At 69.3% G+C, this 16,058-nt stretch carries 12 protein-coding genes and 1 pseudogene; 1 reads left to right on the top strand and 12 read right to left on the bottom strand.

Translation table 11 applies throughout. The annotated features are described in order from the left end of the window. Positions 1–74: 74 nt before the first annotated feature. From HUN07_RS06350 to HUN07_RS06300, 12 genes and pseudogenes are all read right to left on the bottom strand, one after another. On the bottom strand, positions 75–1,829 hold the full coding sequence (locus HUN07_RS06350; RefSeq protein ID WP_174908593.1) for a sodium/solute symporter: 1,755 nt from the start codon (positions 1,827–1,829) through the stop codon (positions 75–77). Positions 1,830–1,841: 12 nt separating this feature from the next. After that, complete coding sequence (locus tag HUN07_RS06345) at positions 1,842–2,213, bottom strand: hypothetical protein (protein WP_114722987.1); 372 nt, start codon at positions 2,211–2,213, stop codon at positions 1,842–1,844. After that, positions 2,210–2,968: a LytR/AlgR family response regulator transcription factor gene (locus HUN07_RS06340; RefSeq protein ID WP_254622821.1), complete on the bottom strand. Its 759-nt coding sequence runs from the start codon at positions 2,966–2,968 to the stop codon at positions 2,210–2,212. The genes HUN07_RS06345 and HUN07_RS06340 overlap by 4 nt, the downstream gene beginning before the upstream one ends. A 109-nt stretch (positions 2,969–3,077) precedes the next feature. Further along, complete coding sequence (locus HUN07_RS06335) at positions 3,078–4,307, bottom strand: sensor histidine kinase (protein WP_254622820.1); 1,230 nt, start codon at positions 4,305–4,307, stop codon at positions 3,078–3,080. Next, positions 4,283–5,464 carry a lipase family protein gene (locus HUN07_RS26860; protein WP_114722985.1) on the bottom strand — a complete coding sequence of 394 codons (1,182 nt, stop codon included), beginning with the start codon at positions 5,462–5,464 and terminating at the stop codon, positions 4,283–4,285. The genes HUN07_RS06335 and HUN07_RS26860 overlap by 25 nt, the downstream gene beginning before the upstream one ends. Before the next feature lie 31 nt (positions 5,465–5,495). Next, positions 5,496–6,925 (bottom strand): annotated as a pseudogene (locus tag HUN07_RS06330) (cation:proton antiporter). Positions 6,926–7,001: 76 nt separating this feature from the next. Further along, positions 7,002–7,193: an antitoxin gene (locus HUN07_RS06325; RefSeq protein WP_031938790.1), complete on the bottom strand. Its 192-nt coding sequence runs from the start codon at positions 7,191–7,193 to the stop codon at positions 7,002–7,004. Between the two features lie 100 nt (positions 7,194–7,293). After that, a complete protein-coding gene (locus HUN07_RS06320) occupies positions 7,294–7,986 on the bottom strand; it encodes a PaaI family thioesterase (RefSeq protein WP_174908587.1) in 693 nt (230 codons plus the stop codon). Between the two features lie 79 nt (positions 7,987–8,065). Further along, complete coding sequence (locus HUN07_RS06315; protein ID WP_174908585.1) at positions 8,066–9,265, bottom strand: globin domain-containing protein; 1,200 nt, start codon at positions 9,263–9,265, stop codon at positions 8,066–8,068. Next, complete coding sequence (locus tag HUN07_RS06310) at positions 9,265–9,672, bottom strand: hypothetical protein (RefSeq protein WP_174908583.1); 408 nt, start codon at positions 9,670–9,672, stop codon at positions 9,265–9,267. The genes HUN07_RS06315 and HUN07_RS06310 overlap by 1 nt, the downstream gene beginning before the upstream one ends. A 119-nt stretch (positions 9,673–9,791) precedes the next feature. Beyond that, positions 9,792–10,922 carry a globin domain-containing protein gene (locus tag HUN07_RS06305; protein ID WP_254622819.1) on the bottom strand — a complete coding sequence of 377 codons (1,131 nt, stop codon included), beginning with the start codon at positions 10,920–10,922 and terminating at the stop codon, positions 9,792–9,794. Positions 10,923–11,120: 198 nt separating this feature from the next. Next, complete coding sequence (locus tag HUN07_RS06300; RefSeq protein WP_174908582.1) at positions 11,121–13,592, bottom strand: HAD-IC family P-type ATPase; 2,472 nt, start codon at positions 13,590–13,592, stop codon at positions 11,121–11,123. Between the two features lie 77 nt (positions 13,593–13,669). Between HUN07_RS06300 and HUN07_RS06295 the strand changes: the two genes are divergently transcribed. Beyond that, a complete protein-coding gene (locus tag HUN07_RS06295) occupies positions 13,670–16,042 on the top strand; it encodes a glycoside hydrolase family 3 C-terminal domain-containing protein (protein ID WP_174908580.1) in 2,373 nt (790 codons plus the stop codon). The last annotated feature ends 16 nt before the right edge of the window (positions 16,043–16,058 follow it).

Genomic DNA, 16,058 nt, shown 5'->3' with positions numbered 1-16,058 from the left:
GCACGCAGACTCGGCCACGCTCGCCGATACCGACGATGCACGTCAATCGCGGGACCCATCCACCGGAACCGGCGTCACAACGAACGAAGGTCGTCCTCGCGGTCGCGGCCCATCCCCAGCCGCTCGGGCGCGTGCATGCGGGTGAAGATCCGGCCGATATCGGCCGACGCCTGCCGTCGGGTCGCGACACTCACGAACACCATTGCCGCGAACGACAGCGGGACGCTCACCGCCGCCGGATACCCGATCAGCACGGACGGCCACCCGTGCCACACGTCGTCCGACGGCACCCCGAGCACCGCGAGCATCGCCGCTCCCCCGCCCACCACGAGACCGACCATCAGTCCCGCCGCGGCCCCGGCGGCCGTCAGCCCGCGCCACCAGATGCCGAGGATCAGCAGTGGGCACAGCGTGGACGCCGCGACCGCGAAGACCAGGCCCACCGAACGCGACAGGTCCAGCGACGTCGCGCCCAACGCCAGCACGAGCGGCACCGCACCGGCCAGGACGGCGGCCACCCGGAAGTCACGGATCCGGCCGCGCAACAGGTCGGTGCTCAGCACGCCGGCGATGCTCACCAGCAGTCCCGACGACGTCGACAGGAACGCCGCGATCGCGCCGGCCGCGACGAGCGCCGCGAGCAACTGGCCACCCCATCCAGAGAACACCGACACCGGCAGCAGCAGCACCGCGGCGTCGGACGTCCCGGTGATGAGCAGTTGCGGCACGTACAGCCGGGCGAACACCCCCAACAGCACCGGGAACAGGTAGAACACACCCACGAGCGCGATCACCACGAGCGACGTCAGCCGCGCCGCCCGCCCGTCCGGGTTGGTGTAGAAGCGGACCAGCACGTGCGGCAGGCCCATCGCGCCGAGGAAGGTCGCGAGGATCAGCGAGTACACCTGGAACAGCGGGTGCGGACCACCGAAACCGCCGCCCGGATCGGCCCACCCGGCGCCGTCGGCGGGAGCGCCCGCGACGACGGGCACCGGCGATCCGGCGGGCAGCACCAGCGTCGTCCCCGTGCCGAATTCGTGCCGGCCGGTGCCGAGTTGGACGTCGCCCGCCACCTCTCGGCCGTCGAGTTGTCCGTGCACCGTGACGTCGGTCGGGGTCGCCACCTGCACCACCACATCGGTGGTGATGTCCACCGACGTCTGCGCGGCGACGGTCGGTGGTGCGGGCGCGCCCACCGGCCGCGCGTCGGCGAAGTAATGCACCGAGAGCACCAGCGCCGGGACCGCGACGGCCGTGAGCTTGAGCCAGTACTGGAATCCCTGCACGAACGTGATGGAGCGCATGCCGCCACCCACGACGTTGGCGATCACGATCACCCCGACCACGACGACGCCCACCCAACCGGGCACGCCCAGCAGGATGTTCAGCGTCAGCCCGGCCCCCTGCAACTGCGGCACCATGTACAGCCCGCACACCAGGGCGACCACCACCATCGCGATCCGGCGGACCCGCACCGAGCCGAGCCGGAACTCCGCGAAGTCGGGCACCGTGTACGCACCGGACCGGCGCAGCGGGGCCGCGACGAACAGCAGCAGCCCCAGATAGCCGGCGGTGAAGCCGATCGGATACCACAGCGCGTCCGCGCCGTACTTCGCGATCAGGCCTGCGACTCCGAGAAACGATGCCGCCGAAAGATATTCACCCGATATTGCGGCCGCATTCCATCCCGGACCGACGCTGCGGGACGCGACGAGGAAGTCGGATGTGGTGCGCGCCAGGCGAACCCCGTAGATACCGATGCCGACGGTGGCCACCGCCGCGGCGACGAGCGCCAGCACCGTCAGGAGCGGAATGGGCTGTCCGGTCATCGGCGCCGCGGCTCAGTCGTCGACCAGGTCGGTGAAGTCCTGCTCGTTGCGCTCGGCGGCACGGATGTAGAACCAGCCCGCCGCCAGCAGGATCGGGAGGGGCGCGGCGGCGAGGAACCACGGCAGACGGATGCCGAACACCGCGACATCGGCGACGCGGGGAAACAGGAGCAGTAGCACCGGGACGGCGCCGAACGCCAATCCGACCGCGACCGCGACCCGCAGCGCCAGGCTGAGCTGGGCCCGGACCAGCCCGCGGATCATCGCGTCGCCGACCTCGGTCTGCTCCTGCACCTCGACGCGCGTGCGCACGATCCGGGCCCCGCGCCGCTGCGCGAGCACCACCCGCTCGCGTGCGGGTGGGACGGCGCCCGGCGATGTCACCTCGACATCCAGTTCTGCCGCGGGCCGCGAATCAGCTTGTCCTTCAGTTCGCGCGTGTGCCGGCGACTGACGGGGAGTTCGACGGCGGGAGCGCCGCCCTGCGGACGCAGACACACCACGAGGCCCGAGCCGACACTCCGGATACCCGTCACCTCGGACAGCGACACCAGATACGAGCGGTGCACCCGCAGGAATCCGGCGTCGGTCCAGCGGCTCTCGAGCGACGAGATCGGGATCCGGACGAGGTGCGATCCGGTCGCGGTGTGCAGGCGGGCGTAGTCACCGTCGGCCTCCACCCACTTGACGGTCGAGCGCGGCACCAGCGTCGTGACCCCGCCCAGTTCCACCGGGATCACCTCGTCGGCCGCCGACGTGTCGTCGGCCTCGCCGCGGGCGCTGCGGCGGCGGCGCTCGACGATCCGGCGCACCGCTTCCGCGAGACGCTCCTCGCGCAGCGGCTTGAGGAGGTAGTCGACGGCACCGAGATCGAAGGCCGCCACCGCCCGGTCCTCGTGCGCGGTCACGAACACCACCGACGGCGGATTCGCGAACTGCGTCAGGATGCCGGCCAGCTCGAGTCCGTCGAGGCCCGGCATGTTGATGTCCAGGAACGCCGCGTCGACGGCGCCGTCACGCAGGATCCGCAACGCGGTGGTCGCATCCCCGGCGGTGAGGACCTCGCCGATGTCCTCACGGGCGCGCAGCAAGTACGCCAGCTCGTCGAGGGCGGGGCGCTCGTCGTCGACTGCCAGCACGGTCAGGAGGCCATCCGAGGGCCCGTCAGAGGTCTCTTTCACAACGAATCCATCGTGCCATGTCGCCGCGGCGAGTCGGACCATGGCGGGCCGATCGACTCGTTCGTGATCAGGCCCGGATGCCGGGCCGGAACTTCGGCACCCGCATGCTGACCTTGGTGCCCGCCCCGGGCGCGGTCTCCACCACCAGCCCGTAGTCGTTGCCGAACGCCGCCCGCAGCCGGTCGTCGACGTTGGCGAGGCCCACGTGGGCGGCCTCGGACACACTGGGCCCGCCGGGACGGGCCTCGACGGCGTCGAGTTCCCCCGAGCGCAGCAACTCGGGGTCCATGCCGACCCCGTCGTCCTCGACGCTGATCACGCAGTCGGTGCCCTCGTCGGAGGCGACGATCGTGACCGTTCCCCCACCCCGTTTACCCGACAGCCCGTGCCGCACCGCGTTCTCTACGAGCGGTTGCAGCGCGAGGAACGGGAGCACGACGCTGAGCACTTCCGGCGCCACCTGCAGTCGCACCTGCAGGTTGTCGCCGAACCGCGCGCGCTCGAGGGTGAGATACCGGTCGACGTTGCGCAGCTCGTCGGCCAGAACGGTGTACTCGCCCGCCGACCGGAACGAGTAGCGCGTGAAGTCGGCGAACTCGAGCACCAGCTCCCGCGCACGGTCGGGGTCGGTGCGAACGAACGATGCGATGGTCCCGAGCGCGTTGTAGATGAAGTGCGGGCTGATCTGGGCGCGCAGCGCGCGGACCTCGGCGCGGTCGATGCGCGCGCGGGACGCGTCCAGTTCGGCCAGTTCGATCTGGCTGCACGCATACCGCGCGACTTCGGTGAGCGCCCCGAGCATCGCCGGCCCGGGTTCGGTGGTGGTCACGACCCCCAGCACCCCGACGACGCCGGTGCCCTCGACCGACAGCGGCTGCGCGATCAGTGCCCGCACGTCGTGGTCGTCGCCGTTCCGGTCGAGGTCGGTGCGGTCGACGAGGACCCGGCGTTCGCCGTCGATCGCGCGGGCGGCGGCGGCCACGAACTGCCCCGCCAGCCCGTCGTGCGGGCCGTTCCACGCCAGCAGATGGCCGTCCGGGCCGGCGATGGCGAGCGACTGCGCTCCGGTGAGCAGCCGCAGGTGCGGCGCCGCCTCCCGCGCGGACGTCTCGTCGAGACCGCGCCGCAGCGGTCGTGCGGCCAGCGACGCCGTGTGCAGGGTGTCGTGGACCGCGCGTTCGGCCGGTGTGGTGAGCACGCGTCTGGTCCGCATCGCGACGATCGTGAGGGCAACGGCGAGCGCGACGACGGTCACCGTCCACACGATGGCGGTCACGGCGCCGCCTGCCCGGCGCACGTGTTCACGACCGGTGCGCCGGCGAAGCGGTCCGCGACCCAGTCGATGGCACCGGGCAGAGCCTTGGAATCGGCGTGCACGTCGTCGGCGCGGTACCGCAGTTCGATCGCATCCCCCTGCCCGCATGCGCGCCCGACCGCGGCGACGGTCCAGTCGGGCCGGATCAGGTTGTCCCGGCCCGCGACCACCACCAGCAGTGGTGCCGCGGCCGGCTGCTGGGGCAGGGCGTCGTGTGCCAGCCACTGACGCATCCGCGCGACGTCGCTGGTGCTGCGCGGCAGCGTGTCGGCGGGTGTCAGATTGAGCGCCACGGACAGTTTCCGTGACGCCAACTCCCCGGTGCAGGACCTGATGACGTCGCGGTTGTCGGCGAGGGTGCCCCGGATGTAGGCGCTCGCGTCCAGGTCGGGGTGGGACACCGACAGACCGTCGAGCAGCATCGGCAGGAAGAACTGTTGCGGCACGTCGAGGGTGACCGGGCCGTCGGAGACGATCGGCGTGAGGTCCGCGGGCGGGGACAGGCTCGCGGCGCCGAGGAACTCGAGTCCGTCGCCGTACCGCGCCGCCTGTTCCGCGGCGGCCCACGACGCCTGACCGCCCTGCGAGACCCCGATCGCAGTCCATCGGGTCGAGGTGTCGGGCACGAGGTTCCGCGCGGCACGGACCGCGTCGATCAGGTTGCGTGCGGCCGTGACCGGCTCGAGGTAAGGGTGCGGGCCGTCGGTGCCGAGGCCCTCGTAGTCGGTGACGGCGACGACGAATCCGCGCGCGAGCAGATCCCGGACCAGCCCGTCGGAACCCAGCAGGTTCGGATGCCCGGACGGCGCACACTCGTCGAGCAGGCCCGTCGTCGGATGCCCCACCGTCACAATCGGCCAACCACCGGGCGGCGCCTGCCCGGGCGGCGCGAACACTGTCCCCGACACCTCGGTGCCGCGGTCGTCGATGCCGGAGGTGGACCGGTAGAGGATGCGGTGGCCGGACAGCCCGGTCCCGGCGAAAGGTTCGTCACGGGTCACGTTGCCGCGGTCGGCGGGATCGGGCAGCGCGATCGCGGAGGTCGTCGGGGCCGCCGACGGGGTCACGCGTTCCGGGGAGTCGGCGGTCGCCGAGCAGCCCGCCACCAGCACCGCGCACGCGAGCGCGGTGAGCGCCATCCGGGTTCGGGTCACGGCTCGATTGTGCCCGTCATCCACGCCTGCGGCGCACTCTCTGCTCCGCGGCGGCTTCCTCGATGTCCCTCGATTCGAGTTCCGCGCGCAGCACCTCGTCGTCGAGGACACCGTCGTCGCGGGCCGTGATCAGCGCGCTGCGCTGCGCCTGCAGCGCCCGTCGCCGGACCGCGTCGAACATTGCGCCGGCGCGCTCGATCTTGGACGCGGTGCCGGTGTCGTCCTCTTCGGCCTCCTCGACCTGGGCCTGGGCGCGGACCGAGACCCGGACGCGATTGAGCGCCTTCTCGAACTGGTCGGGATCCGCACCGGCCGGCGGCCTCGCGGCGACCTCGGCGAGCGCACGGTCGGCCGCGTCGGCGGCGATCGTGCGCGCGAGCAGTGTCTGCTGCCGCCCGCGTTCGAGTTCGGCGGGGTCGGCGACGTCGAGGCGCCGGATCATGAACGGGATCGTCGACCCCTGGATCAGCAGGGTGCCCACCGCGACGACGAACGCGATCGCCTGGATGACGCCGCGCCCCGGGAACGGCTCCCCCGACGCTGTCAGCACCGGGACACCGCCGGCGGCCGCGAGGGTGACGACACCGCGCATGCCCGCCCACGACACGACGAGTTTCTGACGCCAGTTCATTCCGGTCTGTGCGGTGGTGCCGTGTCGTGGATCGAACCGCATCCGTATCCCGCCCCAGTTCAGGAACACCCACATAGGGCGGACCAGGATCACGACGACCAGCACCGCGAACCCGTACGCGAAGACGTGGTGGACGGGCAGTCCCTCGTCGGCGACGTCGTCGATGACGAACTCGAGTTGCAGGCCCATGTAGGCGAAGACGAACATCTCGAGCAGCATGTCGAGCGTCGCCCACAGCGAGCGTTCCTGCAGCCGGGTCGGGATCGACACGTTGGTCGCGTGGTGGCCCATGACGAATCCGGCGACCACGACGGCGAGCACCCCGGAGGTGTGGATCTCCTCGGCGGCAAGGTAGGCCGCGAACGGCAGGACCAGTCCCAGAACGGTTTCGAGCGGTGAGTCGTACATCCGCGCGCGCACGAAGCGCACGACGGTGGCCGTCACGAGGCCGATGACGACACCGCCGACCACCTCGTAGAGGAAGAACAGCACCGGTTGCTCCACGACCACGCGGGTCCCCGCGACGGCCGCGACACCCACGGTGAACAGGGTCAGCGCGGTCGCGTCGTTGAGCAGGCCCTCACCGGTGAGGATGGCGAGCAGGCGTTTCGGCAGCCCGAGCCTGCGTCCCACGGTGACCGCGCTGACGGCGTCGGTCGGCGATACGACGGCTCCAGCCGGGGCATGCCCGGGATGAACGACGCCGCCGAGCCGACGGCCACGAGAATGAGGGGAACCTGCAGGTCCCGCCGCTTGGCCAGGCTCGTCACCGCGATCGACACGATGATGACGAGCAGTACGAGGGTTCCGTTCACACGACGATTGTGCCGCCGACCGGGCCCCCGTCACTCGCTGCCGCGCCGCCCTGCGCCGGCAGGCCGGCTCACACCGTCATTCCTTCGGGGGCACAACCTTCTTGGCCGCCTCGGCGGCCTTGTCGATCTTGTCGCTGTACTTGCCGCCGGTCTTCTCGTCGGCGATGTCGGCCGCCTTGTCGATCACGTCCTGCACCTTGTCGGAGTGCTCGGCAGCCAGCTCCTGCCCCTTGTCGACCAGTCCCTTGACCGAATCCATGAATCCCATACCGACATCCTCCTCGGGTTCGTCCACGGCCACTGCGCCGCGCAACCAGTTTCACACCCTGGTCGCGGTGTTTTCCACAGCGGGTGCCGTCACCGGCCGCTCAGGCCGGTCCCGGCACCGGCACCGGCACCGGTCCCGATCCGTCGCCGCCACGCGCCCAGCGCGGCAGGATGAAGATGCCCTCGGCCTCGATGCACACGCCGTCGGGACCCGCCAGGTGGCCGGTGACGAAGGTCTTGACCCCCTCGACCCGGTCGATGCGCGCCTCCGCGTGGAGCTTGCCCAGCGGGGTCGGCCGGAGGTAGCGCAGGGTCAGGGTCGCGGTCATACCCGGGGCGCCGCCGGCCTCCGCAGCCTCACCGAGAACCTGGTCGAGCACGAGGGCCGACACACCTCCGTGGGTCAGGCCGGCCGGACCCTCGTACGGCATCCCGAGGTGGAAGTCCGCCCACACGCGGCCGTCGGGGTCGCGGTTCACGGTCAGCGGCGGCGCGACGGCGTTGCGCAATCCGACCGCGGCGTTGCCCCACGTCCGCTTCGTCCCCGACGCACCCCACCGCACGCCGAACGGGGTGGGCCGGGTGCGCTTGCCCAGCAACTCCTTCGCCGCCTCGATGTGCTCGCGGGCCCGGGCGATGTCCGCGGCCTCGACCTCGGTGGCGAGGGTCAGTTCGATCAGTTCACGGACGCTGTCGGTCAACGGGCCGTAGAGATCCGCCTCGCGGGCGATCTCGTCGTCGGTCAACCCGTCGAAGACGTAGAGGAGCTTCTGCTGCTCGGTCGAATCGGTCACTCTGCCTCACTCCCACTACGGACCACACGCGATATGCATCATGCACGTGATGTGAGCGACACCGTCGACCGGCTCCCCGTCAGTCGAAGCCGAGCCACGAATCCGGGGCGAACACCTCGTAGTGGATGCGCTCCGGACGGACCCCCTTGACCACCGCGATCTTGCGAACCTGCCGCATGAACTGGGGCGATCCGCACAGGTACACGTCGGCGTTGCGATCCCAGTCGTGTTTGCGCAGCTGCGCGATGCCTTCCTCGAGGGCACCGGCGTAGAAGGTCTCGATCGACGTCCTGCCCGCGTACGCAGACAGCAGTTCCCGAACCTGGCCACGGTGGCCGAAGGACGCCTCGCCGGAGTCGACATGGAAGACGTGCACCGGGCGGGTGTCCCCATCCTCGACCATCTTCTGGAGGACGGCGACCGTCAGCGCGGAACCCACACCGGACGAACCGAGCACGATCGGACCGTCCGCCGGAATCGGATACGACGTCCCCGACGGGATCGACACCACGAGGGGGTACCCGACGCCGATCTCGGCGATCAACTTGTTCGACACGCGGCCGCCCGGCACCGCACCGACGGTGAACTCCCAGGTTCCCGGATCCTGGCCCTTCATCGCGGTGTACTGACGGATCTGGCGACTGCCGTCCTCGTAGATCACCGACACGGAGATGTACTGGCCGGCCTCGAACTGATGCATCGGGGAGTTCTCGTCTCCGGCGAGGGTGAACGTCCACACGCCCGGGGCGACCTCGCGGCGACCGACGACGGTGAGCGCGGACCAGATCTGCGCGGTGGGCACCCCGGCCCTCTCGTAGACCGCGGCTTCCTGCCTGATGAGCGAGTTGGCCATGAGCCAGTAGACCTCGTCCCACGCCGCGGCGACCTCCGCGGTCACCGCGTCCCCGAGCACCTCGACGATGGCCTTGAACAGCGCGCGGTGAACCATGTCGTAGTGCACCGGGGCGATGCCCAGCGAGGCGTGCTTGGCGGCGATTCGCGACATGACGTGGTCGACCGGCGGCGCATCCTCGGTGACCAGCAGGGTGGCGAAGGCCGCGATCGCGCCGGCCAGTGCCTTCTGCTGCTCCCCGCTCTCCTGGTTCGTCTGGTTGAAGAGGTCCTTCTCCAGCGCAGGGAGACTGTCGAACAGGTTCTTGTAGAAGACACTGCTGATCCGGCCCAGATTCGCGCCCACCACGGGCAGCGTCGCCTCGATGACGGGCAGGGATGCAGGCGAAAGGAGCGACGAATTCGGCGCAACAACGGCTTCGGACATCAGATAGTCACGACCTTTCGAGACCAATGAAAAACGGCGGACAATCCATCGCCGACCCCCTGATGAAAGGCGACCTCCACGGACGAGTCGGAAACCCCATCGTGGAATCGAGGACCGAACTTGTCCTGGAGGGCGATGATCAGACGGGTGACCGGCCCGGAAACGTCGGGAGAGGCGACATGGGGGCGGTACAGGGCGTCGGATTCCTGGAAGACACCCAGAACCCCCTTCAGGTAGTACTGGAGCTCCAGGGATTCCAGGTACGAATCGAGGTCGGACGTCGTCGAACCCCACATTTCTGCGTCCCGCATCAGCGACGCGACCTCGCGAGTTTTCGTGAACGGTTCGTAGCGAAGGGATTCTCGATGATCTAATTCCGCACCCACCCCAGACCGGGTCAGGGTCATCCTTCTAGTCCTTCGTTCTCTGCCACAAAGAGCTTCCACCCCTGCTGGAAAGGGCTGAACAGAATACGGGTGGGGCCATACGGGAATGGCCCCACCACGTATTCACGCCTATGGAGTGATCAGGATCGGAGCCAGGAATCCGGCCCGAAGACCTCGTAATGGATCCGGGAGTCCGCGACGCCGGCGACGTCGAGCAGCTTGTGGGTGGCGGCGACGAAGTCCACCGAGCCACAGATGAGAGCGCTGTCGGTGTCCTCGACGGCGAGGTCCTCGATCGCTCGAGCGAATGTGTCGTCGGACTCCGAGTAGCAGAAGACGTGTTCCCCACCCAGCTTCTCGACCAGGTCCGCGGTGGTGTCGGCGAAGGCGTGGGATGCGCTGTCCGGATCGGCATGGATCACGACAACCGGATTCTTCCGGCCCTGGGCGACCATACCGTGGAGAATCCCGACGAACGGGGCGTTGCCGATGCCCTTGGACAGCAAGAAGACTCGGCCGGCGCCCTCGGGGAGGGCGACATCGCCGAAGGGCGGCGACGCGATCACCGTGGATCCCCCGGCGACATGGTCATGGACGAAGTTGGACACCTCGCCCCGCGGATCGCTCTTGTCCCGCTTGACCGCCACCTCGATCCTGCCGTTGCCGAAGTCGACGATGGAGTACTGGCGGATCTGACGCGCGCCGTCGGGCAGTTCCACGCCGATCGACAGGTACTGACCGGGAACGGGCTCCTGGAACCCACTGGCATCGAGGACGAGCGAGACCACGTCCTCGGTACGCCTGACGACCTCCAGGACCTGAACCTCTCGCAGGACGGTGTCGGGGTCGACGTCGGCGTCCTTGTAGAGCTGCTTCTCGGCGTCGATCAGGGCATTGGCCAGGAGCCAGTACACGGCGTCCCACGCTTCCGCGACGTCGGGAGTCACCGCGTCGCCGAGCACCTCCACGATGGCCTCGAACAGGAAAGTGTGCACCACGTCGTACTGGGGTTCGCTCACGCCGAGCGAAGCATGCTTGTGCGCGATCCGACCGATCGTCGTACGAGGATCCTCGTCGGTCTCCGAGATCAGAAGCGTCGCGAAATTGGCGATGGAACCGGCCAACGCCTTCTGCTGTTCGCCCCGAGCCTGATTGCTCCTGTTGAACACGTCGCGCTCGAGCGCCGGAGCCGCATCGAACAGCTTGGTGTAGAACAGCCCAGTGATGGCGCCGATGTTCTCGCCCACCACGGGCAACGTCGCCCGAATCACTTCGGCATGCTTCTCCGACAACAGTTGCGCTGAAATGGCTGTCCCCTTCATCCCGACCGAAATCCATTGGTCCGTCGTGTCTGCGCGGTGGACTTTACGACAGAGATCACGGAATTTGTCGGGATTGCGCAACATAGTTCGAACAGCCGGTCCGACGGTTCCCGAGACGCACTCGGGAACCGTCGTGTCACCCTCCGATCACGCTGCGTGCACGCCGGGAAGATCGTCGCTCGACGCGAACAGGCGCCGGTGCTCACCGTGGATCCGGCCGGTCACCCACCAGGCGATCTCGACCAACACGACACCGACCAGCCCGATCCCGAGCGCACCGGTCGTGGCCGCCACGTTGGAGGGATCCAGCTTGAAGAACTCGCGGGTGAAATCGAATCCGAACAGGACGACGTACCCGAGCACCGAGCCCACGAGCAGCACGATCTTCCACCACGTGTACGGGCGGGCGACCACGGCCAGCACCCACAGCGCGATCATGATGAGGGTGATGAGAGCGGTGGTGCCGGCCTGCTCCACCTCCTGTTCGGTGGCATTCACGCCCTTGTAGGCGAGCAGGTACGACACGTACGTCGCGACGCCGATGATGACGCCGGACGGGATCGCCAACCGCATGACCCGCCCGACGAACCCGCTGCGGGCGCGCTCGTTGTTGGGTGCGAGCGACAGGATGAATGCCGGGATACCGATCGTGAACCAGGCCGCGATCGTCACGTGCCGCGGCAGGAACGGGTACGGCAGCGGATCGAAACCGAAGATCTGTGCCACCACGCCGGAGATGCCGATGAGGAACGCCAGCAGCACCGAGTACACGGTCTTGGTCAGGAATAGATTCGAGACGCGCTCGATGTTGCCGATCACCCGCCGGCCCTCACCGACGACGTACGGCAGGGTCGCGAACTTGTTGTCCAACAGCACGATCTGCGCAACGGCACGGGTCGCGGGACTGCCCGAGCCCATCGCGACTCCGATGTCGGCGTCCTTGAGTGCGAGCACGTCGTTGACGCCGTCGCCGGTCATCGCGACCGTGTGCCCGCGCGACTGCAGCGCGCCGACCATGGCGCGCTTCTGATCGGGTCGCACGCGACCGAAGGTGGTGGACTCGTCGAGCACGTCGGCCAGCTCGTCCTGGTCCTCGGGCAGCTGCCGGGCATCGATTGCCTGCTCGCCGCCGGCCAGTCCCAGCGAGCTCGCGACGGCACCGACCGACACGGCGTTGTCGCCCGAGATGACCTTGACATCCACCTTCTGGCTCGCGAAGTACTCGAGGGTCTCGCGGGCGTCGGGGCGCACCTTCTGGTCGAGAACCACGAGGGCGCGCGGGGTGACGACGCCGGGCGCGTCCGCAGCGTCGACGGCCCGGTCACTGCTGCCGAGCAGCAGCACGCGCAGGCCCTGGGCGCCGATCTCCTCGGCCTGCCGGGCCATGTCGCTGTCGGGGTCGAGCAGGACGTCGGGGGCGCCGAGCAGCCAGTTGCCGTTGTTGCCGTAGGACTGCCCGCTCCACTTCTTCGCCGACGAGAACGGTGCCACCGCGGTGGGCTCCCAGCCCGGATCGTCGGAGAGCGCCTCCTTGATCGCGAGCATGCTCGCGTTGGGGCGCGGATCGTCGGCCGCCATCGCCGCGAGTGCGCGCGACGCCTGGGTGTCGTCGGATCGGGCGGTGCGCACCTCGGACAGCCGCATACCGTTCTCGGTGAGCGTGCCGGTCTTGTCCGCGCACACGACGTCGACCCGGGCCAGGCCCTCGATGGCCGGTAACTCCTGGACGAGGCACTGGCGCTGACCCAGCCTGACGACACCGACCGCGAACGCGATCGAGGTCATCAGCACGAGTCCCTCGGGGACCATCGGCACGAGCGCCGCGACCATGCCGTTGAGGGCGGGACCGATGTCCTGACCGCTCGAGAACAGCTGGTTGTAGATGATGAGCAGACCCGCCGGAATCATCAGGTAGGTGATGAACTTGAGGATCTTGTCGATACCCGAACGCAGTTCGGAGTGCACCAGCGTGAACTTGCTGGCTTCCTCGGCGAGCTTCGCGGCGTACGCGTCCCGGCCCACCTTGGTCGCGCGGTAGGCGCCGCTGCCGGCGACGACGAAGCTGCCCGACAGCACAAGCGAACCGTTCGGCTTGTGCACCGGGTCGGCCTCGCCGGTGAGCATGGACTCGTCCACCTCGAGCGCCGACGCCTCGACCACGACGCCGTCGACCACGATCTGGTCGCCGGGCCCGAGCTCGACGATGTCGTCGAGCACCACATCGCGCGGGGCGAGAGCGGCGGCCGTGCCGTCGCGGCGCACGATCGGCTTGGCCTGGCTCACGATCGCCAGCTGATCGAGGGTTCGTTTGGCGCGAATCTCCTGGATGATGCCGATCCCGCTGTTGGCGACGATCAGCAGACCGAACATTCCGTCCACGATCGAGCCCGTCGACAGCACGATGATCAACAGGACACCGAGGATCGCGTTGATCCGGGTGAACACGTTCGAGCGGATGATGTCCTTGACCGAGCGACTCGCTCGGTCGGGAACGTCGTTGGTCTGCCCGTTCGCGACCCGCGTCGCCACCTCGACGGCCGTGAGACCGTTCTCGATGTGCCGGGGGTCGGTCTCGAGGGTGCCGACAGCGCCGCCTTCGGTGGGGTCGTCCGTTGCCATGACACGAAGGCTATTCCAAGCCGTCCCGTTTGCCACAGACAGTCCGCTGTGTGAGGCGCCACGGGCATGCTGGTCACATGACGACACACGAGCAGGTATCCCTCACATCGGGTGCCGACTTCTGGAACACCCAGGCTCCCGCTGGGACGGGACTTCCCGCCATCATGCTCACCGACGGGCCGCACGGCCTCCGCAAGCAGCGCACCGATGCCGGGTACGCCATGGAATCCGTTCCGGCGACCTGCTTTCCCACCGCATCTGCCCTCGCGGCGACGTGGGACGTCGAACTGCTCGAGGAGGTGGGTGTCGCGCTCGGCGCCGAGGCCCGCAGCGAGGACGTCAGCGTCCTGCTCGGCCCGGGCGCGAACATCAAGCGCAGCGCGCTGTGCGGGCGGAACTTCGAGTACTTCTCGGAGGATCCGTTCCTGTCGTCCCGGATGGCCGCGGCCTGGATCCGGGGCGTGCAGTCGACCGGCGTCGGCGCCTCCCTCAAGCACTTCGCCGTCAACAACCAGGAGTTCCGCCGCTACAGCGTCGACGCGCTCGTCGACGATCGCGCGCTGCGGGAGATCTACCTGGCGAGCTTCGAGCACGCCGTCGTCGCGGCCCGGCCGGCGACGGTGATGGCGGCCTACAACCGGGTGAACGGCACCCACTGCGCCGAGCACCGCTTCCTGCTGACCGACGTCCTGCGCGACGCCTGGGGGTTCGACGGTCTGGTCGTCTCCGACTGGGGCGCGGTGACCCGGCGGTCCACCTGCCTCGAGGCGGGCCTGGATCTGGAGATGCCCGGCTACGGCGGGCGCGGCGACGACGCGGTGCTCGAGGCGGTGCGCACCGGCGAACTGAGTGCCGCCGCCCTCGACCGGGCCGCCGAGTCGGTGCGGCGGCTGATCGAGCGCACGGTCCCGGCGCGCACCGCAGAGAAGGGCTACGACCATGCGGCCCACCACACCCTCGCGCGGCGTGCGGCGCAGGCGGGCACGGTGCTGCTGAAGAACGACGGCGTGCTGCCGATCGGCTCCACCGAACGCATCGCCGTGATCGGCGAGTTCGCCAAGCAGCCGCGCTACCAGGGCGCCGGTAGCTCCGGGATCAACCCGCATCGCGTCGACGACGCATGGACCGACCTGACGGAGCAGGTCGGCGCGGACCGCCTGTCCTACGCGCCGGGCTACGTGCGCGGCTCGGGCCGCACCGAACCCGCGCTGCTCGACGAGGCTCGCCGGGTGGCCGGGGCGGCGGACGTCGCGGTGGTGTTCGCGGGCCTGCCCGACAGCTACGAGACCGAGGGTGTCGATCGCGCGAACCTGGATCTGCCGGCCGGTCACGACGCACTGATCGCCGCGGTCGCCGAGGCCTGTCCGCGCGTGGTGGTCGTGCTCGCGAACGGCGCCCCGGTGACGATGCCGTGGCACGACGACGTCGCCGCGATCCTCGAGGGGTACCTCGGCGGACAGGCCTCCGGTAGCGCGGTCGCCCGGGTCCTGATCGGCGACGCCGAGCCCGGCGGCCGACTGGCCGAGACGTTCCCGCTGCGAGTGACCGACAACCCGGTGCACGTGTGGCCCGCGGGGCCGGCGCAGGTGGAGTATCGGGAGAGCGTGTACGTCGGGTACCGCTACTACGACGCCGCCGACGTCGACGTCCGCTACCCGTTCGGCCACGGACTGAGCTACACGACGTTCGACTGGACCGAACTCGAGATCATCGAAGTGGAGAACGACGACGCGTCCGAGCAGCGCTTCGATGTCAGCGTCCGGGTGACCAACACCGGCGACCGGCCGGGCAGCGACGTGGTCCAGGTTTACGTGCGGGACGTCGAGTCCACCGTCTTCCGGCCCGATCAGGAACTCGCCGGGTTCACCAAGGTGCACCTGGTCCCGGGCGAATCACGCCGCGTCACAGTGCAACTGGATCGCCGAGCATTCGCGTTCTGGGACACGACGGTCGACGACTGGTCGATCGAATCCGGCGATTTCGAGATCCGCGTCGGAGCGTCGTCCCGCGACATCCGGGCGTCGGCGACGGTGACGCTCGAGTCGGACCGCACGGGCTTCGCACCCGGCCCGGCCGGGTATCACGGGTCACCGGCGTTCGACCGCGACGCGTTCGCCGAACTGTACGGTCGCCCGCTGCCCGACAACGTCGTCGACGCGCCCGGGCACTACACCGTCGACACCCCGCTCGCCGACATCCGCCACCCCGCGGCGACACTGCTGACGACGGTGATGCGACGGAAGGTCGCGGCGATGATCCCGGCCACCGACGAGGACGATCCGCTGTCGCTGCTGTTCGCACGGTCGCTGCAGGAGCTGCCGCCGCGGATGATGACGATGCTCTCGCAGGGCGCCGTCACGCCCGAGGCGACGCGGGCCTTCGTCGACATCTGCAACGGTGGACTGCTGCGCGGTACCCGGAAGCTGGTGTCGGCCCTGCGCCGCAAGTAGCCCCGCGTCCGGGCCG

Source organism: Rhodococcus sp. W8901, assembly GCF_013348805.1.
Taxonomy (GTDB): domain Bacteria; phylum Actinomycetota; class Actinomycetes; order Mycobacteriales; family Mycobacteriaceae; genus Prescottella.
The sequence above is the reverse complement of the archived record's forward strand: the minus strand, read 5'-3'. Positions and strand labels throughout refer to the sequence as shown.

Coding starts and splice junctions, on each gene's coding strand:
- HUN07_RS06350 (WP_174908593.1), bottom strand. CDS start 1,829: ATGACCGGACAGCCCATTCCGCTCCTGACGGTGCTGGCGCTCGTCGCC.
- HUN07_RS26860 (WP_114722985.1), bottom strand. CDS start 5,464: ATGGCGCTCACCGCGCTCGCGTGCGCGGTGCTGGTGGCGGGCTGCTCG.
- HUN07_RS06325 (WP_031938790.1), bottom strand. CDS start 7,193: ATGGGATTCATGGATTCGGTCAAGGGACTGGTCGACAAGGGGCAGGAG.
- HUN07_RS06315 (WP_174908585.1), bottom strand. CDS start 9,265: ATGTCCGAAGCCGTTGTTGCGCCGAATTCGTCGCTCCTTTCGCCTGCA.
- HUN07_RS06310 (WP_174908583.1), bottom strand. CDS start 9,672: ATGACCCTGACCCGGTCTGGGGTGGGTGCGGAATTAGATCATCGAGAA.
- HUN07_RS06300 (WP_174908582.1), bottom strand. CDS start 13,592: ATGGCAACGGACGACCCCACCGAAGGCGGCGCTGTCGGCACCCTCGAG.
- HUN07_RS06295 (WP_174908580.1), top strand. CDS start 13,670: ATGACGACACACGAGCAGGTATCCCTCACATCGGGTGCCGACTTCTGG.